At 44.1% G+C, this 24,570-nt stretch carries 17 protein-coding genes; 16 read left to right on the top strand and 1 reads right to left on the bottom strand.

The features are described from left to right. The first annotated feature begins 83 nt into the window (after positions 1-83). The 16 genes from SIO70_RS32685 (at position 84) to SIO70_RS32610 (ending at position 23,324) form a co-directional block, all read left to right on the top strand. Positions 84-2,516: a glycoside hydrolase family 95 protein gene (locus tag SIO70_RS32685; protein WP_320578056.1), complete on the top strand. Its 2,433-nt coding sequence runs from the start codon at positions 84-86 to the stop codon at positions 2,514-2,516. 17 nt (positions 2,517-2,533) lie between these two features. Then, on the top strand, positions 2,534-3,460 hold the full coding sequence (locus SIO70_RS32680) for a glycoside hydrolase family 43 protein (RefSeq protein ID WP_320578053.1): 927 nt from the start codon (positions 2,534-2,536) through the stop codon (positions 3,458-3,460). Between the two features lie 181 nt (positions 3,461-3,641). Next, positions 3,642-4,622 carry an aldo/keto reductase gene (locus SIO70_RS32675; RefSeq protein WP_320578052.1) on the top strand — a complete coding sequence of 327 codons (981 nt, stop codon included), beginning with the start codon at positions 3,642-3,644 and terminating at the stop codon, positions 4,620-4,622. Between the two features lie 22 nt (positions 4,623-4,644). Next, positions 4,645-5,475 carry an aldo/keto reductase gene (locus SIO70_RS32670; RefSeq protein WP_320578051.1) on the top strand — a complete coding sequence of 277 codons (831 nt, stop codon included), beginning with the start codon at positions 4,645-4,647 and terminating at the stop codon, positions 5,473-5,475. Positions 5,476-5,621: 146 nt separating this feature from the next. After that, positions 5,622-6,938, top strand: a complete 1,317-nt coding sequence (locus tag SIO70_RS32665; RefSeq protein WP_320578050.1) for a sugar porter family MFS transporter — start codon at positions 5,622-5,624, stop codon at positions 6,936-6,938. A gap of 132 nt (positions 6,939-7,070) precedes the next feature. Further along, positions 7,071-7,751 carry a DUF4369 domain-containing protein gene (locus SIO70_RS32660; RefSeq protein WP_320578049.1) on the top strand — a complete coding sequence of 227 codons (681 nt, stop codon included), beginning with the start codon at positions 7,071-7,073 and terminating at the stop codon, positions 7,749-7,751. A gap of 28 nt (positions 7,752-7,779) precedes the next feature. Beyond that, a complete protein-coding gene (locus SIO70_RS32655; protein ID WP_320578048.1) occupies positions 7,780-8,124 on the top strand; it encodes a cupin domain-containing protein in 345 nt (114 codons plus the stop codon). A gap of 30 nt (positions 8,125-8,154) precedes the next feature. Beyond that, the gene (locus tag SIO70_RS32650; RefSeq protein WP_320578046.1) at positions 8,155-8,652 is read left to right on the top strand and encodes a ferritin; all 498 of its coding nucleotides are present in this window, start codon (positions 8,155-8,157) and stop codon (positions 8,650-8,652) included. 207 nt (positions 8,653-8,859) lie between these two features. Beyond that, a complete protein-coding gene (locus SIO70_RS32645) occupies positions 8,860-9,489 on the top strand; it encodes an RNA polymerase sigma-70 factor (RefSeq protein WP_320578044.1) in 630 nt (209 codons plus the stop codon). Between the two features lie 94 nt (positions 9,490-9,583). Further along, entirely contained in the window at positions 9,584-10,645 is a 1,062-nt protein-coding gene (locus tag SIO70_RS32640; protein ID WP_320578042.1) for a FecR family protein, read from the top strand. Positions 10,646-10,939: 294 nt separating this feature from the next. Beyond that, positions 10,940-14,566 (top strand): SusC/RagA family TonB-linked outer membrane protein, encoded by a 3,627-nt coding sequence (locus SIO70_RS32635; protein WP_320578039.1) that lies wholly within the window; start codon positions 10,940-10,942, stop codon positions 14,564-14,566. A 32-nt stretch (positions 14,567-14,598) separates the two neighbouring features. Beyond that, positions 14,599-16,236 carry a SusD/RagB family nutrient-binding outer membrane lipoprotein gene (locus SIO70_RS32630; RefSeq protein ID WP_320578037.1) on the top strand — a complete coding sequence of 546 codons (1,638 nt, stop codon included), beginning with the start codon at positions 14,599-14,601 and terminating at the stop codon, positions 16,234-16,236. A gap of 80 nt (positions 16,237-16,316) precedes the next feature. Further along, positions 16,317-17,345, top strand: a complete 1,029-nt coding sequence (locus SIO70_RS32625; RefSeq protein WP_320578036.1) for a sialidase family protein — start codon at positions 16,317-16,319, stop codon at positions 17,343-17,345. A 195-nt stretch (positions 17,346-17,540) separates the two neighbouring features. After that, positions 17,541-18,050 (top strand): DinB family protein, encoded by a 510-nt coding sequence (locus SIO70_RS32620; protein ID WP_320578034.1) that lies wholly within the window; start codon positions 17,541-17,543, stop codon positions 18,048-18,050. 710 nt (positions 18,051-18,760) lie between these two features. Further along, positions 18,761-21,667: a SusC/RagA family TonB-linked outer membrane protein gene (locus SIO70_RS32615; protein ID WP_320578032.1), complete on the top strand. Its 2,907-nt coding sequence runs from the start codon at positions 18,761-18,763 to the stop codon at positions 21,665-21,667. Between the two features lie 25 nt (positions 21,668-21,692). After that, positions 21,693-23,324 (top strand): RagB/SusD family nutrient uptake outer membrane protein, encoded by a 1,632-nt coding sequence (locus tag SIO70_RS32610; RefSeq protein ID WP_320578030.1) that lies wholly within the window; start codon positions 21,693-21,695, stop codon positions 23,322-23,324. A gap of 123 nt (positions 23,325-23,447) precedes the next feature. On the opposite strand, the gene dinB is transcribed toward SIO70_RS32610, so the two are convergent. Beyond that, positions 23,448-24,551 carry a DNA polymerase IV gene (gene dinB / locus SIO70_RS32605; RefSeq protein WP_320578028.1) on the bottom strand — a complete coding sequence of 368 codons (1,104 nt, stop codon included), beginning with the start codon at positions 24,549-24,551 and terminating at the stop codon, positions 23,448-23,450. Between the last annotated feature and the right edge of the window lie 19 nt (positions 24,552-24,570).

Raw genomic sequence — 24,570 nt, 5'->3', positions numbered from 1 at the left:
GCTTATTGATATTGTTGACGTTCATCCTTTTTATATTGTCATTTTGACAATATGGGTTATTTTTATACGCATATCCATGCGTTATGAAAAAACTATTTCTGCTACTCAGCAGTCTGTTCGCCTTACAAACCTTTGCCCAGCAACCTGGTCTCAAACTCTGGTATCGTCAACCAGCCGGAAATGTATGGACAGCTGCCTTACCTGTCGGCAATGGTCGTCTGGGTGGAATGGTCTATGGCAATCCTGCTCATGAAATCATTCAGCTCAACGAATCAACTGTATGGACAGGCAGTCCGAACAACAACGACAACCCCGATGCTTTGGCTGCATTGCCAGCCATCAGGCGATTGATTTTTGAAGGTAAGCAAAAAGAAGCACAGGACCTTGCTGCTGAAAAAATGCAATGCAAAACCAGCAGTGGGCAAATGTTTCAGCCAGTAGGCAATCTGAATTTAACCTTTCCCGGTCATGACCAGTTTACCGGTTATTACAGGGAGCTGGATCTGGATCGTGCTGTAGCTACTACACGTTATACCGTAAATGGTGTGACCTATACCCGCGAAGTCTTTGCCAGCGTACCAGCACAGGCGATTGTCGTACAACTGAGCAGTAGTAAGGCAGGTAGTCTGTCATTCAGTGCATACTTATCCACATTACAGCCAAATGCACCTGTCAAAGCAGGGGGCGATACCCTGACCATTCATGGTATTACCAATAGTCATGAAGGCGTAGAAGGAAAGGTCGTGTTCTATGGGATCTCAAAGATTGTGACCAATGGAAAACTCACAGCGAATGATACGGCTATCACAGTCAGCGGCGCAACGACGGCGTTGATTTATATCTCTATTGCGACCAACTATATCAACTACAATGATATCAGCGGGGATGCGGTAGCGAAAGCAGGTGTTTATCTGAAACACGCCAGTACTAAAGGATTTCCGGCGTTATTGCAGGAGCATGTAGCAGCTTATCAACATTATTTTAGCAGGGTCTCAATTGACCTGGGTACATCGCCAGCGGCGAATGAGCCGACTGATGTAAGGTTGAAAAACTTCGCGCATACTTACGATCCGCAGTTTGTAGCATTGTATTTCCAGTTTGGACGTTATCTGCTCATTTCCTGTTCACAACCTGGTGGACAACCTGCTAACCTGCAGGGCATCTGGAATGCGGAAATGCGGCCGCCATGGGACAGCAAGTACACGATCAATATCAATACTGAAATGAATTACTGGCCGGCAGAAAAAGATAATCTGCCGGAGATGCATACGCCATTGATTCAAATGGTGAAGGAACTGTCTGTCACAGGGCAGCATACTGCGCGGACTATGTATGGTGCGCGGGGATGGGTAGCGCATCATAACACTGATCTGTGGAGGATTACAGGGCCTGTAGACAGAATATTCTGGGGTGTGTGGAGTATGGGAGGAGCGTGGTTGAGTCAGCACCTCTGGGATCGTTTTTTATACAATGGTGATACTGTTTATTTGCGGGATGTATATCCTGCAATAAAGGGAGCCGCTTTGTTTTTTGTAGATGACCTGGTGGAGGATCCTGTACATCACTGGCTGGTGATCAATCCCGGTACTTCGCCTGAGAATGCGCCGAAGATCAGACCGGGTGTATCTTTTGATGCAGGGTGTACGATGGATAACCAGATTGTATTTGATGCATTGAGTGCAGCGATCCGTGCTGCGACTATATTGAAGCTGGATGCTGCTTTTACCGATACTTTACAAATGGTGAGACGTAAGCTGCCACCTATGCAGGTGGGGCAGTATGGCCAGTTGCAGGAATGGATGGAAGACCTGGATAATCCGGAGGATCATCACAGGCATATTTCTCATTTATATGGGTTGTTTCCTGCTGCCCAGATTTCTCCTTACAGGCATCCTGAATTGTATAGTGCCGCAAATACTACTTTGCTGGAAAGGGGAGACGTATCCACCGGTTGGAGTATGGGCTGGAAGGTAAACTGGTGGGCGAGATTGCAGAATAGTGCGCATGCATTGCAATTGATCAGAAACCAGTTGTCACCCGTAGGGGAGCATGGTGGGGGTACTTATACCAACCTGTTTGATGCGCATGCACCTTTCCAGATTGACGGTAATTTTGGTTGTACCTCAGGTATTACGGAAATGCTGATGCAGAGTCATGATGGGGCGATACAGCTATTGCCCGCATTGCCGGTGGAGTGGAAGCAGGGCCATGTGAATGGATTGAGGGCGAGGGGTGGGTTTACCATTACAGCGTTGGAGTGGAAAGATGGGAAAGTGGTGAAGCTGAAGATATTGTCAACCCTAGGTGGTAATTGCCGGATCCGAGTGCCGAATGCTTTGAAGGGAAAGGGTTTGGTGACAGCGAATGGGGAAAACCCGAATCCATTTTACGAGGTAGTGGAGATTGCACAGCCGATTGTAAAAAATGCCACGAAGGTTTCGCCTATGCAGATTTCATCTACACAACTATATGATTTGCCGACACAAAAGGGCAAAACGTATGTACTTACAAATTAATTGCTTATTTTTCTATTATGGTCAAACGTACATTACTATCATGCCTTTGCATGCTGCAGGCACTCACCGGCATGTCTCAAAACGTATACCTGTTCGCATATTTCAAGGGAAATGGTGAAGATGGGTTGCATCTTGCATACAGCAAAGATGGTTATAAATGGTCGGCATTAAAGGGTGATTCTTCTTTTTTAACACCGTTGGTAAGTAAGGATAAACTGATGCGGGATCCCTGTATCATCAGGGGAGGAGATGGGTTGTTTCACATGGTATGGACAGTGAGCTGGAATGATAAAGGCATTGGCTATGCTTCGTCAAAAGATCTGGTTCACTGGTCTGAGCAGGAGTTTATACCTGTGATGGCGAAAGAAGATAGTGCGAGGAACTGCTGGGCGCCGGAGATCACGTATGATGCGGCCTCAAAGACGTATATGATTTACTGGGCCACGACTATTTCAGGTCAGTATAAAGAAACAGCGGCAGCGAAAGAGAGTGGGTATAATCACCGCATGTATTATGTGACTACTAAAGATTTTAAAAAGTATTCGGCTACTAAATTGTTATATGATCCGGGTTTTAATGTAATTGATGCAACGATTGTAAAAGACGGTTCAAAGTATATGATGGTGATGAAAGATGAGACTATTGAACCACCTGCCAAATACCTGCGTGTGGCATATAGTAGTAAACTAACAGGACCGTATACCAAGGCAGGGCCTTCTATTACAGGTAAATACTGGGCAGAGGGGCCTACTACGATGCAGATCGGGAACACCTGGCTGATCTATTTTGATAAGTATACAGAGCATAAATATGGGGCGATCAGCTCTACAGATGGGAAGGTGTGGAAAGATGTTTCAGACCAGGTCAGTTTACCGAAAGGGATCAGGCATGGAACGATCTTTACGGTGACAGAGAAAGAGTTCGGCAATTTACTAACACAATAAGTTGGTTCCAGTTCACTAACTCAATAAGCCGGCTGCATGGCCACTTAAGAAAACCAACTTCTTATAAAGAGCTTCTGTCTAAGCCGGAGATGATTTTCGTACTATCTTTAAAAATAGGATGCATTCAAAAAGAGTGCATCCTATTTTGCTTTTATTTTGTATAACTCCAAAATTAATGACAATGAAATACAGGAAACTAGGCACTACAGGAGAATCATTATCTGCTATCGGACTGGGCTGCATGGGAATGAGCCAATCATATGGTGTTCCCGATGACAAAGAATCAATCGCAACTTTACACCGCGCACTTGAACTGGGTATCAATTTCTGGGATACTGCGGATGTATATGGTGATGGAGAGAATGAGAAACTCATTTCCCAGGTATTGGTACCCAACCGCGACAAGATATTTATCGCCACCAAGTTTGGCTTTAAATCGCTGGGTCATGGTAAACAGGTTTTCGACGGTTCGCCGGCTTACATGAAAACTGCTGTAGAGAAGAGTCTGCAACGCCTGCAGGTAGATCATATTGACCTTTATTATGCACATAGAGTAGATCCCAATGTTCCCATTGAGGAAACGGTAGGGGCAATGGCTGAACTGGTGAAAGAAGGAAAGGTAAAGTACATTGGTCTTTCCGAAGCTTCTCCTGCTTCTATCCGCAAAGCCCATGCAGTACACCCAGTTACTGCTTTGCAGAGTGAATACTCTTTACTCACGAGAAATGTGGAAAAGGAGATCCTGCCGCTCTGCCAGGAGCTGGGCATCACTTTTGTGCCATTCAGTCCACTGGCCAGGGGGCTGGTTACTAATACCCTGGATGTAAGTACACTGCCGGAAGGTGATTTCCGCAAAGGTATTCCCCGTTATCAACAGGAATATGCGGATAACAATGCGAAGCTGGCAGGCGGTTTTGCAGCATTAGCTGCTGGTAAAAACGCGACGCCTGCACAGCTGGCACTGGCATGGGTACTGGCACAGGGAGCGAACATCATCCCGATTCCCGGTACAAAGAAGCGGAAGTACCTGGAGGAAAATGCAGCAGCAGTAGACCTGGATCTCACAACTGAGGACCTGTCTGCACTGGAGGCATTACTGAAAAAGTATCCGGATACCGGCGCCAGGTATACGGAAATACAGGAGAAAATGGCGAATAATTAACCCAAATTAAAAGCACGTAAAAATGGCAACAACATTTAAACTTGGAGGAACACTGGAAATAAACCGTCTTGGTTATGGTGGTATGCAACTTACAGGTAAGGGCGTATTTGGAGAGGTGGATGACCGTGAGAATGCAAAGAAGGTATTGCAGGCGGCTGTGGCAGGTGGTGTAAATTTCATTGATACAGCGGAAGCATATGGTCCAAAGACGAATGAAACACTGATTGCAGATGCCCTGCATCCGTATAAATCAGACCTGGTTATAGCTACCAAAGGTGGTTTTGTACGTCCGGGTCCTGATAACTGGGTGCCGAATGGTAAACCTGATTTTATTCGGGAGAATATTGAAGGCAGTCTGGAAAGGCTGAAAGTAGATACGATAGATTTGTGGCAGTTACACCGAATTGATCCGAAAACGCCTGTGGAAGAGACGTTGCAACCGGTGATAGAAGCGGTAAAGGCAGGAAAGATCCGTTATGTAGGTTTATCGGAAGTGACAATAGACCAGATCAAACAGGTGCAGCAGATACTGCCGATCGTGTCTGTACAGAACCTGTATAACCTGGGTGAAAGGAAGTGGGAAGATGTGCTGGATTATACTACGGAACAGAACCTGGCATTTATTCCCTGGTACCCGCTGGCATCTGGTCCGCAAAAAATGGCGGACAAGATCAAGGCAATTGCTGATAAGCATCAGGCAACAACGGCGCAGATCGCATTGGCGTGGTTGCTGAAGCGGGCAGATAATATATTGCTGATTCCGGGAACCAAGTCAGTAGCGCATTTGGAGGAGAATCTGAAAGCTGCTGAGGTGGAATTGACAGCAGAGGAATTTGATGAATTATCAAAATAAAAGCCGGCTGGCCGCCAGATAAAGCCGGGCCGTGGGCCATATTACGAGATCCCAAACGTTTTTACAGAAGGTGAAATCGTTTGGGATTTCTCTTTACGAAAAAAGCATATTATATTTATTTTTTTAACCACGTTACTCTGTCCAATATGCTTTCTTATCCTGTACGTATCGCCCTGATTGCCGCCCTTGGCGGTTTTCTTTTCGGCTTTGAAACAGCCGTTATTTCAGGTGCGGAAAAAACCATCCAACAATTATGGTCACTCGATTCATTCTGGCATGGCTTCACGGTGGCCGCCAGTCTGATCGGTACTGTCATCGGTTCATTGGTTGTAGGCGGTCCGGCCCGCAATCATGGCCGTAAAAAAGTTTTGCTCACTATTGCCGTTATTTTCGTGATCTCGTCTATTGGCTGTGCTTCTGTCTCTGCATGGTTCCTGTTTGTATTCTTCCGTTTTACCAGTGGATTTGCAGTAGGGGCCTCCTCAGTAGTCGGGCCTATGTACATTTCTGAAATAGCGCCTGCACATCTCAGGGGCAGGCTGGCAGGTATGTTTCAGTTAAACATTGTAGCTGGTATCTTTATCGCTTATCTCACTAATTTCCTCTTTATAGGTTTAGGAGATCATGCATGGCGCTGGATGCTGGGAATAATGGTGTTTCCTTCTGCCCTCTTCTGGGTTTTGCTTCGTTCTATACCTGAGAGTCCCCGCTGGCTGATCCTTAACAACCGGGAGGCAGAGGCGATTCCTATTATGAACCGTTTACTGGAAACGGATGTCAATGGTGCGATACAATCCATCAAAGAATCTGTGCAGGCACACCAGGAAAAGCTGTTCCAGCGCAGGTATATGAAACCTGTGATGTATGCGGTATTGCTGGCGATGTTCAACCAGTTGTCAGGTATCAATGCGATCCTGTATTATGCACCACGCATATTTGAAATGGCAGGATTTGATGAAAGCAAAGCCTATTTGCAACCTGTGTACATTGGTGCGGCGAATCTCCTGTTTACCATGCTGGCGATGACGGTGATTGACAAATTTGGTCGAAAGACGTTGATGTTAATCGGGTCAGTAGGTATGATTGTTTTCCTGGGGCTGACGGCTTATGCTTTCAGGGATGCGCATGCTGCGAATAGTAATGTATTGATTTACCTGATTGGGTTTATTGCATTCTTTGCCTTCTCACAGGGTGCGGTGATCTGGGTGTTTATTTCAGAGATCTTCCCGAATTCTGTACGTTCACAGGGGGGATCACTGGGTAGTTTTACACATTGGATTATGGCGGCGATCATTTCCTGGACGTTTCCGATCATTGTGGAAGGCAGTGAGCATGGCGGTTTCTACTCATTTGTATTCTATAGTGTGATGATGTTGTTGCAGTTGTTGTTTATACTGAAAATGATGCCAGAGACGAAGGGTAAGTCATTGGAGGCGATTCAAAAAGAGTTGGGGATCAGGTAATTTTTCAAATACTCAAAAAGAGGGGGTGTATCAACAGACAGATACACCCCCTTTTTTTGTTTACAGCGCCAGCGGCGGGCAGGAACGTAACCGAATTTTGATTAAATTAGAAATCATTAACCCTTGCCACGCATGAAGCAACTACTCTTTGCCCTACTGTTTCCCCTCACGGTAGGCGCCCAGCAAACTCCCTTTGTTCTGAAAGGACAGATTGGCCATCTCGGGCCTGACTGTCAATTATTCCTGACCTATCTTTCCAATGGAAAGGAAATCAGTGACAGTGTACATTTGCAGGATGGAAAATTTGAATTCAAAGGCACCATCAATGAGGTTTCCGATGCGTTGCTGATGTTGACAACCCCACAAAATATGGCTGCTCTTCCATTGGATGCTATTCTCTTTTACATAGAAAAAGGGACGATGGAACTCACTGGCAGGGATTCGCTGATAACGGCCACCTTTACTGCCGGTCCTGTAAACCAGGAATACCAGGAGCTAAAGGCCCGGCTCAAACCAATCCGGGAAAAGCAAAAGAGCATCTATCGCGATTATACATCAGCGCCACTGGAAGCCCGGCATCTTCCAGCATTTCAGTCATCCATCGCGGATGAATACACAATCACCAGAAAGGACGAAAAGCAGGTGTACCTTAGTTTTGCAGCAACACATCCCAATTCCATCATCAGCATAGTAGCTTTGCAGTGGTATGCGAATGGGGCGCCGGATACGAAAGCCGATTCTTTGTATCAATTGTTATCGCCGGTGATAAAATCAAGTACGCAGGGGAAAGCCTTTAGAAAGCTCCTGAAATAGTTATATTTGATTCCATAACAATCAACAAATGGCGGACTTGTCTGTTTTTTATAAATTAGATGCTGATATTGCATGGGAGCCAACGGATCCCGGGGTAAAGAGAAAGGTCATGGCATACAGTGAACAGCTCATGATCGTAAAAGTGGCTTTCGAAACTGGTGCAGTAGGTACGTTACACGCGCACCCACATTTACAGATGTCGTATGTGGAAAAAGGATCGTTTGAGGTGGAGATAGCCGGCCATAAGAAAATATTGCAGACAGGTGATGTATTTTCTGTACCGTCTGGGGCCATCCATGGGGTAGTTTGCAAAGAGGAAGGAGTACTTATTGACGTCTTCAATCCCATGAGAGAAGACTTTTTACATAGATAATCAATTGTTTATCAACAAAAAGCGAACATTATGTTGTCACAAAGAATGCAGGAAGCGCTGAACAAGCAGGTTTTAATGGAGGCGCAGTCATCACAGGCTTACCTTGCCATGGGTAGCTGGGCGGACATTCAGCCAGGTCTGAAAGGAGTAACAAAATTCTTCTTTAAGCACAGTGACGAAGAGAGGATGCATATGCTGAAACTGATCCATTATATAAATGAGCGTGGAGGTTTTGCCCTCGTACCGGCATTGGCGCAGCCAGTGCTGACCTTCCCATCATTGAAGAAGGCTTTTGAAGAGCTGTTTGCCCATGAGGTGAAGGTAAGTGAGGGTATTAATGAACTGGTAGACATAGCATTGCAGGAGAAAGATTATGCTACGCACAACTTCCTGCAGTGGTATGTAAATGAGCAGATTGAAGAGGAAAGACTGGCCCGTGAGTGTAATGATAAGCTGGAACTGATTGGAGATGACAAAAGTGGTCTCTATTTGTTCGATCGTGACATAATGACGATGGAGCAGGAATAGGAAAAATATAACTCCTTGATATAGAAGGGGGAAGTAGTCCGGTAAAGGACTGCTTCCCCCTCTTTTTTTTGCACTAATCTGAGGCCCGTAAATATTAATGTATCGGTAATAATATATATTATAAATAATTAATTCAGAAAGATTTATTATTTTTATTTGCCATATACTTTTACTACATTGCTGTCCGAAATATAATGAAAAGTTAGAATGCAAAAAGAGGTTAATATAAATGATCTATGGGAGCGCTTCACGAAGGTGAGTGATGCCCGGTCATTTGAGGGTTTATTTCATGCATTAAACCCGCGACTCATTAAATTTTGCAAGCTGTACGTTCATTATCATCAAGTTGCTGAAGAGATAGTATCGGATGTTTTTGTGAAATGCTGGATGGACAGGGTTCAGATGCAGGCGGTAGAAAAGCCCGAAACCTATCTGTTTATTGCTGTAAAAAACCAGGCCCTGAACTATAATAAACGTTTTTCCAGTATACAGGTAGTCAATATTGAAGACCATGACGGAGGCGGAGTGTTGATTAATGAAGCCTCGCCGGAGTTGGAACTGGAGAAGAAAGAGCTGATTTTCAAAATGGATCAGGCGATTGGTACACTTCCCCGTCAATGTGGTATCATATTCCGGCTTATCAAGGAAAATGGTATGAAATACAAGGAGGTAGCAGAGATTCTCAACATTTCACATCGTACAGTACACACTCAGATGCTCCGGGCTATGAAGAAGATGAGTAAGGCGATGGATCCATATTTGAAGAAGGTAAACCGACAGGCGACAGACAATCTCATTAGTGCTATATTAGTTTTATTCATATTTATGGGTAATTAGGACTTGGAATTATATGTTAAAATTTTTTTTAAAGCTTGTACGCATATTACCATTAAAAAATTGTCCTATATACAAAGGGTTATTCCAACGGACAATGAGCGATCGTTTTTTTGAAATGGTTATAAAGGACCTGGTTGGTGACATCACACCTCAAGAAGGCCAGGAACTACAACATATCATGCGTGAGGATACTGCTTCAGCAAAGCAGTATGACATGTTCCGTACCTACTGGGCTCAGAATCAAACTGATTATATAGATGGGCGCAGGCTTTTTGAAAATGTGCAGACAAAGATAAATGAGTTGGAAAAAGAAGCAGGTACACCGGTCATGGCGCCACTGATGAAGCCTGTACACCATACAGGCCGTATGCGCTGGGTAGCAGCTGCAGCATCACTGGCACTCCTTATTACAGCAGGCGGCTTTTATTATATATATCAGCGCGGCTCCATGATGCAAAAAGTGACTGCCAAAGGGCAGAAATCCACTTTTATAATGGAAGATGGTACAAGAGTGACACTCAATGCGGACAGTAAACTTGAATATAGCGACGACTTTGCGACTAAAAACAGGGAAGTATACCTGACAGGGGAGGCATTCTTTGACGTACATGCAGATCCACAAAAACCTTTTATCATCCATACTTCCAAAATGGATATCAAGGTACTGGGTACTGCTTTCAACGTAAAATCTTATCCAGACGAAGCTTCTTCTGAAGCTACGCTGATTAAAGGGGCGATAGAGGTTACCGTGACTGACAATCCATCTGAGAAAATAATATTGAAACCTTCTCAGAAACTGGTGCTGACCAACTTTGACTCTACCAGGAGGAAAGCTGTCAGCATAAAAGATTTAGTACCCAATGTACCTAGTGTAACATCCATGACCTACCTGAATGACAGAAAAGATTCATCGGTAGTGATGGAAACCAGCTGGTTACAGAACAAACTGGTATTCCAGGACGAAGATTTTGGTACGCTGGCCAAGAGAATGGAACGCTATTACAATATCAGTATCCATTTCAACCGGGTTGGCTACAGACAGTTGCGGTTTACAGGTGTTTTAGAAGGGGAGACAATAGCAGAAGCATTGAATGCATTGCACCTGACAGAGAACTTCAACTATAAGATTGAAGATTCAACGATCGTAATATATTAAAGAAGAACCAGGTAAATCAAGAAATTCCTTTCATAAGTAGTGAAAGGTGAGATGAGGACCCTATGCCGATGCCTATGATGTGTAATACCTATGGAATCGCCCTTTCATTTCACCAAAAGCAAAGTAAAAACAACTAAAATTTTGTCTATGGGAAAAGAAAGCGATTACTACTGAATAAATGCGGGGATCATTTAAATAACCCCCGCTGAAAGATGACTTATTCCAATAAAACTGCGGGCCTTTTCGCACGAGTACTGCCGTTTTAACACTTTTATCACCTTTAACATCTAAGTTATGAGTTTTTATGTACGCCCTAAGGGCGTCAAGATCCCTTACGGGCTTTTAAGGCCATTGCTGATTTTACAACTAACGTTAGGGTTCATCCTTTTCCTGAATCTGCATGTAGTTGCAAATGTTCTTTCCTCAAAAACGATTACACTGAACCTCCGCTCTGTTGAATTTAAGGAGGTACTTTCTATTATCGAACACCAGAGCGATTACCGCTTTATGTTCAGCAACAGGAATATCCCTAACAAAAGCAAAGTGGATATATCTGTGAAAGATGCACAAATCTCCACCGTGATGGATATGATCCTGGACAATTCAGGATACACCTATCAGGAGCTGGCTAACAACCTGATTGTGATCGTGCCCAGGGGTGAGAGAATCACTACTGTGAAGATCACCGGTAAGGTATTGGATCAGACAGGTGAAGCTTTGATTGGTGCTTCAGTGAAAATCAAAGGAACTTCGGATGGGGTAGCTACAGATGAAAATGGTGGTTTTACTTTAAGTGTACCTGACGATGCAATCCTGGTGGTATCTTACGTAGGTTTCAAAACACAGGAAGTTCCTGTGAACGGAAAGACTGCGTTGACTATCACGTTGCAACCTGCAGATAAGATGATCAACGAATTTGTAGTAACGGCACTGGGTATCAAGAGAGAAGAAAAAGCGCTTGGTTACTCAGTTTCTACTATTACTTCCGAACAAATTAACGCATCTGGTAACACCAACTTCGCTTCCGCCTTATATGGTAAGGCGGCGGGTGTGAAAATCACCACAGCGCCAGGTGGTGCTACCAGTGCCGTTAACGTTCAGATTCGTGGTGTAAACTCACTAAACTATAGTACTCAGCCGTTGTATGTGGTAGATGGTGTGCAGATCAGAAATAATAACGAATCCGGTGGTGTAGGTGGTAACTCTTCCGGTTATTGGGATGACCCACGTATCCGTGGTAACGGTATCCTCGATATTAACCCTACTGACATCGAAAACCTGACCGTATTGAAAGGCGCGAGTGCGACAGCCTTGTATGGTTCTGATGCATCAAGTGGTGTGGTTGTAATCACTACCAAGAAAGGCCAGAAAGGCAGAGGACTTGGTGTTGATGTAAACTACAATACTACAAGAGAAACAATTGCAAATGCGCCTCAGTACCAGAACACTTACGGTCCTGGTTATGACAGAGCGAGCAACGTTTCGTTGGGTGCTAATGAAGATGGTTGGGTACCTTATGGTAGTAATGGTGTGGTCCGACCTTTCTTCAGAGCCTATGGCCAGTTCGGTCCTAAAATGACTGGTGAGATGGTGCCATGGTGGGATGGTTCTATGCATCCCTATTCACCTCAGCCCAACAACTATAAACAAATGTTTCAGAAGGGATACAATTCAAATTTGAATGTATCCCTTTCGAATATGAACGAAAAAGCAAATTATCGTTTCAGTTATACACGCGGTGATTATAAAGGTATCCAGATCGGTACCAACCAGGGTAAAAATACCTTCAACCTGAACAGTACGATCAAGCTGCATAGTAAGGTGAGCTTAGATGTAGTAGGTGGTTATGTGAATACGACCGTGACAAACAGGGCCCGTCTGATGAACCGCCTGTTCAACTCCTTCGATGGTTTCTTCGGTCGTTCTGAAGATATGGCTGTTGTGTTCGATAAGTACAAAACATCTAAAGGTTACAAATGGGTTCCCTATAATAATACCCAATTAAACCCGGATGAAGCATTGGTGTTCAACATCCGCCCGGAATTGCTGAACTTCCTTTGGTATCAGTTGAGGAATAATGAAGTGGAAAACCAGGATCGTTTGTTGTCCAGCATAACACTTAATATCGATCTGGCAAAGGGATTGAAACTCCGTACCAGGGTGGGTAATGATTTTACCAGCATCAATACAGAAGCTAAAGAGTATAACGAATATCCTATCTCTTTCAATACGACCAGCAGTACCGGTAAATATTCTGTTACCAAAAACCGTTATTCTATTGTATATACGGACTTCTTAGCCACCTATGCAAATGACCAGAATAAAGTATTTGGTTATAGCGTCAGCGGTGGTTTCCAGAGCCGTCAGGAGAGTTTTACAGATCAGTCTTCCAATACCAGTGGTGGTCTGGTAACCGCTAACTGGTTCTCTTTGAATAACTCTTATAATGCACAGACTACTTCCGAGGTACGTAGTAAGTTGCTGAAATACGCTTACCTGGGTATCGTGAACTTAAGCTATAAAAACTTTGTGTTCCTGGAAGGTACTGCCCGTCAGGAATATTCTTCTACGCTGCCTATAGCGAATAACCATTATTTCTACCCTTCTGCGAACTCTTCATTCATCTTCTCAGAGGCTTTTGAAATGCCCAAATGGTTAAACTATGGTAAGCTGCGTGCATCTTATGGTATGGTTGGTAATGCGCCTCCTCCATATGAATCAAATATCGTATATACGCAGAAACCGCTTGCTACTACTACCGGTTCTGTGCCTGTACTGACTGCACAAAATGCATATGGTAATGCGAACCTGAAGTCTGAAAAGAAAACTGAAATGGAGTTTGGTCTCGAAACCAAAATGCTGCAAAGCAGGATTGGTATAGACATCTCTGTTTATAACAGTAAAGTAAAAGACCTGCTGATGCGTTTGTCCACACCGGTATCCAATGGTGCATTGACACGTATTACCAACGTCGGTGAATTGAATAGTAAGGGTCTTGAAATCGCTTTCAATGCAACCCCGCTGAAACGTCCAAAATCAAGCTGGAACACCCGCATTAACTTTGCATTCAACAACTCTAAGGTGGTAAGCCTGGCTGATGGTGTAAACCAGATCGTATTTAAGGGTGGTGATGCCAACTCCGTGGAAATCGTAGCAGAAAAAGGACAGACTATCGGTAACATCTATATGTATCCTTACGCTAAAGACGAGAAGGGTAATAAGCTTGTGAACTCCAGTGGTTTCTACTATGTAGACAAGTCTAAATATGAAAAAGCCGGTAATATTCTTCCTAAAGTAGTGGGTGGTTGGTCTAATACCTTCAACTACAAAGCGCTGACACTGGATATCACCGTCGACTACCGCTTTGGTGGTGAGATTTTGTCCATGCCACAGAAATATGGTACCAACGCTGGTATGTTCAAGTCTACCATGAAATACAGAGATGAAGCAAATGGGGGTCTTCCATACTATGTGAACGAACAGGGGGTAGCTACCAGACTGGCGAGCCACAATGCGGTTTCTCCATATGGTAAAGTATACCATGATGGTATCATCCTGCCTGGTAAGAAGGAATCTGATGGTTCAGACAACGATATGATCGTAGAAGCAGCTAACTATTACCTGACTGTATTTGACGCTTCATCAAATGGTTATAACGGTCCTGCAGTGATCAAGAACAATTATATTAAATTCAGAGAAGTATCATTGAGTTACGCCTTGTCAAGAGGTACTGCCCAGAAATTACACATGCAGAATATTCGTTTGTCTTTGATCGGTAGAAACCTGTTTTACTTCTACAGAACGCTGAAGAACATTGACCCTGAGGCTCCTGTAGGTCAAAGCTGGTTAAACCAGGGTGTTGATGAAGGCTCTACCGGTGCTACCCGTAGTATTGGTTTTAGTTTAAATGCAAGTTTCTAACTATTCTGAAGACCTAACAAACAGACATGATCATGAAGAAATACTTTTTATATATAAGTTGTATTATTACACTGGCCATTGGGATGACCGGTTGTAAGAAGCAACTTGAAGACTATTATACAAATCCCGATAAAACGACCGATCCTACTATTGAGAAGTTATTTTCCTCTATCCTGGATAATAACCGTATTCGGCCTATGTACTGGGACCTTCGTACTTTACAGCTTAACCAGATGGGTAAGTATTGTCAGATGACCGCGTTTTTAAATGAGCTGACAACCTATTCCCAGAACGATGACTATATTGAGGATCGCTGGAATGATTTCTATACACCTAATAACCAGGGTAGCAATGCGAATGATGCAGGTAGTGGTAGCGGGCCTATGGCACAATACCGCACTATGCAGCGCCTGTACAAGGAATTGCCTGTAGATGAACGGCCTAATATGGAGGTGTTCATGATGGCAGGAAGGGTATTGCTGTTGGATCAGGCAGCACAGATGGTAGATATGTTCGGAGATATTCCTTACTCTGAGGCAGGTAGCCTGGATGCTACAGCTACGATCTCCAATCCTAAATTCGATTCACAGATTGCAGTATACGATACCGTATTAACTCAGTTGAAAGAAATGGCAGACTGGTTTGCAGCAGCTACGCTCAATACGGTTGCTTCCTCCGCTTTCGCTAACCAGGATTATGTGGGTCATGGTAGCCTGTCTAAATGGCGTCGTTATATTAATTCCCTGCGTCTCCGCTATCTCCTGCGTCAGTCTTATTATGATGAGGCAAGAGCTAAGACTGAGATCCAGGAAATTTTATCCAGCCCACTACAGTATCCATTGATGGATGGGGATGGGGTAGGTGATAACTATAGTCCTTACAACACGGATATGTTGTTATTCCAGTTGACGACCTATACGAACAATCTGAATAGTGCCTTCACCGAAATCAGTGCGCATGCAGCGCCGGACTATATGCTGAATACGGTGATGTTGCCTGTGGATGATCCACGTATTCCGCTGATGTTTGATAAATTTGGGGCTACTGTAAATGGTGTATTTGTTCCGAATGCAACTTACAGAGCCATGTCACAACAGTGGACTTCAACGATGCAGGGGGACAGTATTAATAACTACTCTACCATTGACTCCACTACTTACCGTTTCAACTCTCACCTGCCAGGTATTATGATGAGTGCAGCTGAGACCAACTTCCTGAAAGCGGAAGCTTTTGAACGTTGGGGTCTGACTGGCGGTACTGCGGCAGCGAGTTATGAACTGGCGATCCGTCAGTCCATTGCGTTCCAATATTACCTGCACTCCACCAATACTACCCAGTATGAATCTGTAACACAGCCTTCTACTGCTGTGGTAGATGCATTCATGGCTAAAACAGCGATTGCTTATTCAGGTACTTCAGAGGAAAAACTGGGTAAGATCTGGACACAGAAGTGGCTGGCATTTGGGTTTACACAGTGTGGACAGGCATGGGCTGAATATCGCAGAACCAACTATCCACAGATCACCGTTTGGCAATCAACTTCTTCCATATATCCTACTCCTCCAACCAGGTTTACTTATCCTGCTAGTGAGAAGGCATATAATACAAGTTATGCAGATGTTCAGGCAAATGATACCAGGACCACAAAAATTTTCTGGGATGTAAACTAATCAACATACTTATAATTTAGATGGTGGAAGGCCACAAGGATTTTTATCTTTGTGGCCTTCCTGTTTTTTAAATAAATGATATGAAGAAAGGATTATTGTCATGTTTATTATTGAGTGGGTTATTGCCTTTGATGGCACAGAACAAGGCTACACTGGTAAGAGAGGAAATGGTGATGGATAAACCACCGGTACCGGCAGCCCATGCTTCTACGATGACAGAACTGGCAGATGGCAGGCTAATGATGTCGTGGTTTGGCGGGAGCCGGGAGAGTGCGAAGGATGTATGTATTTATACTGCTATATATTCCGGCGGAAAATGGTCAGCACCAGTGGTGGTGGCAGATGGGGTCGTGAATGATACTACCCGGTATCCGGCCTGGAACCCGGTGTTGTATACAAATAAGAAAGGGGAGTTGCTGCTGTTTTATAAAGTAGGACCTAATCCACGCGAATGGTGGGGATTGATGAAGACTTCTAAGAATAATGGGAAGACCTGGTCTAAGGCGGTGCCACTGCCGGATAGTATTTTAGGGCCAATCAGGAATAAACCGGTGTTGTTGTCTAATGGGTTGTTGTTGCATCCTTCCAGTACGGAGAGCCTGGATGAGAAGGTGTGGAATGTGCATGTGGAATTTTCAGATGTGTATGGAAAGAACTGGAAGCGGGTAAATATAGATTGTGATACGTTTGGGGTGATACAGCCTACGATTCTTTTTCATCCCGGAAATAAGCTGCAAATGCTGTGTAGGAGCAGGCAGAATGCGATTGTGGAGAGCTGGTCTGCAGATAATGGGGCGACGTGGTCAAAGTTGAGGAAACAGGATATGTTGAATCCGAATAGTGGGATTGATGCGGTGACGACGAAGAGTGGGGTGCATGTGTTGATTTATAATCCGGCGGTGAGTGGGAAGGATTGGTCTGATGGGAGGAATGAGTTGAGGGTAGGCGTGTCGAAGGATGGAGAGCATTGGGAAGATGTGTATGAGCTGGAGAAGCATGAGAAGGGGGAGTTTAGTTATCCGGCGGTGATAGAGGGGAAGAATGGGGAGATACATATTAGTTATACGTATGATAGGAAGAATATAAAGCATGTAGTGATAAAGCTTTGAGTAGTTTAAATTAACGAGCCTTATAAGTTTTGCCTTTGGCAAAACTTATAAGGCTCGTTTCTGGCTTTTTGATTTTTGCCGGAGGCAAAATCAAAAAGCCAGAAAAATCACGAAACCGGAAATAATCACGAAACCGGAGGCAAAATCCATCTGGTAATTTTTAGTATACTTGTTCAAGTAAAACAGCATCAACTCATGAGTCAGCAACTAGAAGTATGGATGCGCGGCCCCGTTGCAGGCATCCCCACCCTCCTCCAACCCATCGCCCACGCCCTCCTGCAGGCACAGGAAGAAATTCATGCCCACCTCAAAGACTTCCCTGCATCCAAAATCTGGGACACCCCATTCGATTGCGCCTCTGTCGCCTTCCACCTCCAACACATCAGCGGTGTACTGGATCGTCTCTTCACTTATGCCGAATCCAAATCCCTGAACGAAGCCCAACTCACCGCACTCGCTGCCGAAGGCAAAAAACAATCACATATTACAATGCATTCATTACTCACTGCCCTCGATGCGCAAATCACCATCAGTCTCGCTAAGCTACAATCCACTGAAGAATATGCCCTCGCTGTACCCCGCGGCATTGGTAGAAAACAAATTCCCACTACACTGGGGGGATTATTATTTCACTCCGCAGAACACACCATGCGCCATACCGGCCAGTTAATCGTCACTATAAAAATATTAAAACATCAATCCTAACGGAGATGGTTATATAATGAAAAAAGCGTGCTTCATCGCTAAGCATCTAATTGTTAATGAATTTTAAACATTGTTAACACAATTTAAAACCCGGCTTATCAGTTTTGGATTGTGAAAAACTTCTCTATTTTTACTACCGGTAGCTAAATCGAAAACTCTGAAATGAGAACTGATGTAGCATTGAGAGAGTCGCTGATCATAGACAAAAAATTAGTAGACAGCATTGTATAATCGACGTTATTGAACCTGGAGTTACATTGTTTTTAATCAGTCATTTTAACCGAACTAAAATCAAAAATGGAGATGATGATTGAATCTGCGTAATACCTGCCAGTTTTTTTTCAAAAAATTATGTGTGATTGAAAGACCGTAGTGCAAAGTGACTATTGTTCCTGAGTTGTAGAACTAAACCAAAAGCTTTGTCCACTGCCAATTCCAGCAGTGCACAAGCGAAATTCGTGCGTCATTCTGATCGTAACTGCATGCGCTGAAAAGCTTTTTTTCATCGCACAGTGAATGTATTGTCATTTTTTAAATAATCAATTGCTATCGCTGCAAAAACAAGTTGCTGCGAGCGGGGGAAGTATATGCCAACTTTAAAAGGATACGCTTAATAATTCTGCTTAATACCAAAATCAAAGTATATGAAGAGAAGACTCGTTTTTCTTTCTCGGATATGCCTGCACAGTATATGGATGTTATTCCTTTCTATGCTCGCATTTTCCCAGGCCCGCACCATTACCGGAAAGGTTCTGGATGCAGGCGGACAAAGTCCCTTACCCGGTGTGACCGTACAGGTAAAGGGTGCTACAATCGGCACCCAGACCAAGGTTGACGGTTCTTATTCCCTGAATGTTCCCAGTGGTAACATTTCCCTGGTATTTACTTTTGTAGGTTACAAAACGGAAGAGTTTCCGCTAGGATCTTCCAATACTGTCAATATTAGTTTAACTGCGGATGTTACTGCGCTGAAAGACGTGGTAGTAGTAGGTTACGGTACGCAGAAGAAACAGGAAGTTACTTCGGCTATTACTTCTATTGAACCGACAGACTTCCGTCAGAGTGGTGCCCGCAATGCGCTGGACCTTGTACAGGGTAAAGTAGCTGGTCTGCAGATCACCCGGACTGGTGGTTCTAACCCCAATACCAGTCCAGCTATCCAGTTGCGTGGTGTAACTTCATTAACCGGTAGTATGTCGCCACTGATCGTAGTCGATGGTATTCCTGGTGGTAACCTGGATCTGCTGCAACAAGATGATATCGCATCCATCTCTGTATTGAAAGATGGTTCTGCTGCTGCCATCTATGGTACACAGGCGAATGGTGGTGTAATCATCGTGACTACCAAGAAAGGTGTGAAAGGCCCTGCCCGTGTGACTTACAACAACTACTTCCGCAAAGAATTCAAATCACGTATTCCTAAATTCCTCACTGCTGAAGAATATGCAGCGAAGATTGCCGATGGTGAAATCAATGCTATTGACAAAGGTTACAGAACTGATTTCGTAGACCTGCTTGTAAATCACGACAACTTAACACAAAACCATAACCTGGCATTTTCTGGTGGTGGTGAGCAGTCTAACTATCGTGCAAGTGTGTATTACCTGAACCAGGAGGGTATCCTGAAGGAAAATGAGCGTCAGCAATATGGTGGTCGTCTGAGCATTACCTCCAAAGGATTGAATGATCGTTTGACTTCCCAGTTCAACCTCGCTACCAACTTCAATAAAGCGAACCTGCTGACAGATGGTGGTAACCTGCAGGGGTATTATACTTTTAACCCTACTTATTCTCCATACAACCCTGATGGATCCTGGTATTTTGAGCAAACCAGTACCAACGAACTGGCCAGGTTGCACCAGCAAACAGACATTCGCCAGCAGCAAACTACTTCAGGCGATGCGAAGGTATCCCTGGATATCGTGAAGGGGCTGAAAGGATCCATTTTTGGTTCTGTAACCCGCGATAGCTATTCTGAAGGTGGTTATGCTGACCTGCTATCTGAGCTGTCTGTTGAAAACTATGACTCTTCCGGCTATGCATGGCAGTCTTCTTTCCTGAACCTGAAATATGCTATAGAGCCAACACTGGAATATAATATCACTGTTAACAAGAACCATAACTTCACCGCTATTGGTGGTTATAGCTACCGTTATGAAGTAGAACAATATTTTGATGCCAGTAACTACGGCTTCGTAAATGACATCTTCGAGGAAAATAATCTTGGTGCGGGTAACCAGCTCCTGACTGGTAAAGCAAGCATGAGCAGCTATAAAAATGATAATAAGCTCATCGCATTCTTTGGTAGAGTCAACTATAACTACAAAGATAAATACATGGCCAGCGTGATCCTGCGTCATGAAGGTTCTTCCCGTTTCGGTGCGAATAATAAATGGGGTAATTTCCCGGCGTTGTCTTTGGGTTGGAACATGCGTGATGAACCTTTCATGCAGGGTGCTACTTTCCTGGACGACCTGAAACTGAGAGCTGGTTATGGTGTAACTGGTAACTCTGGTATCAGCAACTACAGCTCACTGGTGACATTAGGTACCGGTGGTAACTATCTGAATCCGGATGGGGTATGGCGCCAGACTTATGGTCCTAACAAAAATCCTAACCCAAATCTGAAATGGGAAAGAAAATCTGAATACAACGTGGGTGTTGACTTCAGTTTCTTCAAAGGCCGGCTCTCAGGTGCGATCGATGTGTACAAACGTATCACCAATGATCTGCTGGAAAACGTAACGACCCAGCTCCCTCCTTTTGTGACCAGTAGCATCTATGCAAACGTAGGCCAGGTATCTTCCAAAGGTGTGGAAATCACCCTTACCGGCGTACCTGTCAGAACAAAGGATTTCTCCTGGACAGTAGACGTAGCATTCAGCAATTCGAAAAATATTCTGGACCGTTATTCTAATGAACTGTATACAATCAAATACCAGTCTTATGCTGATATTGGTGGTTATGGTGCGCTGGGAAATGCGATCCGTACTTATGAAGGTGACCGTATCGGTAACTTCTACGGTAAGCGTTTTGCGGGTCTGACTGATTCCGGAGACTGGCTGTTCTACAAAGCAGATGGTACTAAAGCTTCTGCTGACCAGCTGGATAGTGAAAAAGACTTTGCAGTGATAGGTAATGCCGTTCCTAAAGTATACCTGGGTATCACCAATACTTTCAAGTACAAAAACTTTGATCTGAGAGCGTTCCTGCGAGGTAAGTTTGGTTACAATATCCTGAACACCATGGAAATGTTCTACGGTTCCAAAGCTTCATTACCTAGCAATGTGCTGAAAACAGCGTTTACCAAGAATGGTAAGATCACAGGCGGTTACCAGTATTCTGATTACTACATAGAGAAAGGTAATTTCATGAAACTGGATGAGTTGACTTTGGGTTATACTGTTCCATTCAGGAGCAAAAAGACTATCCAGAGCCTGAGATTGTATGCAACTGCTTCTAACCTCTTTATTATCACGAAGTATACAGGTAACGATCCTGACTACGTAAGAGATACAGGTCTGACACCAGGTGTTGATGCCCTGAATGCTTCAGATAGCCGTACTCCATATATGGGCACCCGCGGCTTTATGTTTGGATTGAATGTAGGATTCTAACATGTACCCATTTAAAACTTGTCGAATGAAACGATTTAAAAAGATAGCTGTATATACAAGTTTAGCTTTACTTCCGGTACTGGCGAATAGCTGTACTAACCTGGATGAAAAAGCATACGATACACTGCTTACTAACAACTTCTATAATAACAAGAACGAAGTAGTGTCTGCCGTACTCAGACCTTACACCCACGCAAATGCATGGATCACCCCTGGCCAGAGTGGCTGGTGGCGTTTGAGCGAGCTCTCTGCCGATCAGCTGGCATGGCCACAGAAAGGTCGTCATGGTTACGATAATGGTCAGTGGATCCGTCTGCATTACCATACCTGGACTGTAGATGAATCTACAGTACGAAACTGCTGGAACCTGTTGTGGACAGGTCTGGGTTTCTGTAATGACGCCATTGGTAATATCGATAGTCGTGATGCAAGTGCGATGGGCCTTACACAGGAAGAGAAAGATGGCTTTACGGGTGAACTGCGTTTACTGCGTGCTTTCCATTACCTGCGCCTGATGGATATTTATGGCAATATTCCAATCGTCACTAAAGTGGGTGACCCTGTCAGCCCCGAAACAAAGCCTCGTGCGGAGGTATTTTCATTCATCGAGCAGGAGATCAAAGACAATCTTGATAAGAGCCCTGTGCTGTCAAAAGCATTGCTGGGTCGTATGTCCAGAGCAGGTGGTTATGCTATGCTCGCTGAATTGTACCTGAATGCTGAAAAATGGTCTGGTACTGCACGCTGGGATGATTGTATCGCTGCCTGCGATGCGCTCATTAATAATACCGCCGGAGGTATGAACGGTGCAATGGCACTGGATACGAATCTGACAGATACTTATAAACCAGCTAACGATCTGTCAAAAGAAATAATCTTCTCTATTGCTTACGACTATATTGTCTCAAACTTTGCACCACAGTGGCCTGGTGATTTCTATCACTTTAACCAGAGCCAGATCAATGGTAACCCGATCAATGGGAATGATGGGGTAGTAATGATACCTGGTGTGTATACTACATTTGAAGATGCTGATAAGCGTAAGAGCGAGTGGATGCTGTATGGCCCACAGTGGAAGTATGGATCTAATGGTACTGATCCGGTAATTTGTAGTGGAGGTAATGAGTATGATGGCCAGCAGCTGGTATTTGTGGATAACATCCGGAAGAATGCACAGGGAAGCACTGTTTCTGATATGACACAGGGAGAAGAGAACAGTGGCGTGCGTTTTAACAAATACAGACTCGGTCCATTGAGTGATCCAAGTTATCGTAGTTGTGACTGGGCAGTATATCGTTTGTCATGGATATATTTTGTAAAGGCAGAGGCGATTATGCGTAAGAATGGCGGGGTGGCTACACAGGAGGCCGTTGACCTGGTGAATACAATTAAACAACGTGCTTATAGTGCGGCGGATTGGCCTGCGCATCAGTATACTGTTGCTACACTCACATTGGATGAGTTGCTGGCTGAATTGGGCCGGGAGTTCATTTTTGAAGGGTATAGAAGGCAGGAGCTGATTCGTTTTGGGAAGTATACGACAGGTACATGGTGGGATCATGTGGCTTCTGATAGTTACAGAGAGTTGTTCCCGATTCCAAGAACGCAGTTGCAGTTGAATGCGAACCTGAAACAGAATGATGGGTATCCGAACTAAATAGATCGGTATCCAAATTTAATAGTCAAATTAAAAAGGTTTTGCCGCTGGCAAAACCTTTTTAATTTGGAGGGGAACCCACCTTCTATTTTTTACCTCCGGTGAAAATAGAAGGTGGGTTTTTTAATCGAATAATGACAGCTGTGTGCTATTGCTGCTATTTCCATTTATATGTATTATTTCTCCGAAGTTGGAAAGAGAAATACCTAATAGTCGTATCGGTTTGTCCTCGTGATCTACTGCTGCCAATAACTTTTTCGCTGTTCTTACAATAATATCAAGATCGTCCGTTGCAAATGGCAATGACTGATTCCGGGTTATTTGCTTAAAATCGCTGTACTTTACTTTTAGCGTAATTGTACGCCCCTTTAAATTGTGCCTTTTAAGCCGCGTAGTGACCAGTGTTCCGATCCTTTCCAACTCCCTGTTCATCTCTTCAACCTCCGTTAAATCGACCGGAAAAGTGTCTTCTGCGCCTGCTGATTTTGTTTCTCTGTGTGGTTGTACTTCTCTCTCATCAATCCCTCTTACAATCCTGAAATAAAACGCTCCTGGTTTTCCGAAATACTGCTTGATTTCATTCTCCGATAATCGTTTCAGATCCGCACCGGTATGCAATCCCATCTTCTTCATTTTCTCTGCTGTCACTTTTCCCACTCCATGAAACTTTTCCACAGGTAATTGTTCCATGAAGTGATTGATCTGAGACGGTCCGATAAAAGTCAGGCCATCCGGTTTATTCATATCAGAGGCAATCTTTGCCACGAATTTATTGATAGATACGCCGGCGGATGCAGTGAGTTGCAGCTCATCTTTAATTGCCTGTTTGATGAGCCTGGCAATCTCGATTGCCGAACCAATCCCCTGTTTATCCACACTCACATCCAGGTAGGCCTCATCTAATGACAAAGGTTCTATTAGGTCTGTATACCGGCTGAAAATTTCCCGGATATGCCTGGACACTTCTTTATACACATCAAATCTTGGATAAACAAAAATCCCTTCGGGACAAAGTTGAACCGCTCTCCTCGAAGACATGGCAGAACGGACGCCGAATTTACGGGCTTCGTAAGAGGCTGTAGCAACTACCCCGCGGCTATTGGGGGAGCCTCCTACGATAACAGGTTTGCCGCGGTATTCAGGATGATCCCGCTGCTCTACGGAAGCATAGAAAGCATCCATATCGATATGAATGATCTTTCTTTTTTTATTTGCTTCCTGTTCCATAGCACCTGTCTATAAAGTG

This window comes from Chitinophaga sancti (assembly GCF_034087045.1).
Lineage (GTDB): Bacteria > Bacteroidota > Bacteroidia > Chitinophagales > Chitinophagaceae > Chitinophaga > Chitinophaga sancti_B.
This window is presented reverse-complemented; position numbering and strand designations above follow the sequence as displayed.

Excerpts from the sequence above, each read along its gene's own strand:
- SIO70_RS32630 (WP_320578037.1), top strand. The coding sequence starts at position 14,599 with ATGAAGAAATACTTTTTATATATAAGTTGTATTATTACACTGGCCATT.
- SIO70_RS32675 (WP_320578052.1), top strand. The coding sequence starts at position 3,642 with ATGAAATACAGGAAACTAGGCACTACAGGAGAATCATTATCTGCTATC.
- SIO70_RS32620 (WP_320578034.1), top strand. The coding sequence starts at position 17,541 with ATGAGTCAGCAACTAGAAGTATGGATGCGCGGCCCCGTTGCAGGCATC.
- SIO70_RS32625 (WP_320578036.1), top strand. The coding sequence starts at position 16,317 with ATGAAGAAAGGATTATTGTCATGTTTATTATTGAGTGGGTTATTGCCT.
- SIO70_RS32610 (WP_320578030.1), top strand. The coding sequence starts at position 21,693 with ATGAAACGATTTAAAAAGATAGCTGTATATACAAGTTTAGCTTTACTT.
- SIO70_RS32665 (WP_320578050.1), top strand. The coding sequence starts at position 5,622 with ATGCTTTCTTATCCTGTACGTATCGCCCTGATTGCCGCCCTTGGCGGT.
- dinB (WP_320578028.1), bottom strand. The coding sequence starts at position 24,551 with ATGGAACAGGAAGCAAATAAAAAAAGAAAGATCATTCATATCGATATG.
- SIO70_RS32670 (WP_320578051.1), top strand. The coding sequence starts at position 4,645 with ATGGCAACAACATTTAAACTTGGAGGAACACTGGAAATAAACCGTCTT.
- SIO70_RS32685 (WP_320578056.1), top strand. The coding sequence starts at position 84 with ATGAAAAAACTATTTCTGCTACTCAGCAGTCTGTTCGCCTTACAAACC.
- SIO70_RS32640 (WP_320578042.1), top strand. The coding sequence starts at position 9,584 with ATGAGCGATCGTTTTTTTGAAATGGTTATAAAGGACCTGGTTGGTGAC.
- SIO70_RS32680 (WP_320578053.1), top strand. The coding sequence starts at position 2,534 with ATGGTCAAACGTACATTACTATCATGCCTTTGCATGCTGCAGGCACTC.
- SIO70_RS32655 (WP_320578048.1), top strand. The coding sequence starts at position 7,780 with ATGGCGGACTTGTCTGTTTTTTATAAATTAGATGCTGATATTGCATGG.
- SIO70_RS32645 (WP_320578044.1), top strand. The coding sequence starts at position 8,860 with ATGCAAAAAGAGGTTAATATAAATGATCTATGGGAGCGCTTCACGAAG.
- SIO70_RS32615 (WP_320578032.1), top strand. The coding sequence starts at position 18,761 with ATGCTCGCATTTTCCCAGGCCCGCACCATTACCGGAAAGGTTCTGGAT.
- SIO70_RS32635 (WP_320578039.1), top strand. The coding sequence starts at position 10,940 with ATGAGTTTTTATGTACGCCCTAAGGGCGTCAAGATCCCTTACGGGCTT.
- SIO70_RS32650 (WP_320578046.1), top strand. The coding sequence starts at position 8,155 with ATGTTGTCACAAAGAATGCAGGAAGCGCTGAACAAGCAGGTTTTAATG.
- SIO70_RS32660 (WP_320578049.1), top strand. The coding sequence starts at position 7,071 with ATGAAGCAACTACTCTTTGCCCTACTGTTTCCCCTCACGGTAGGCGCC.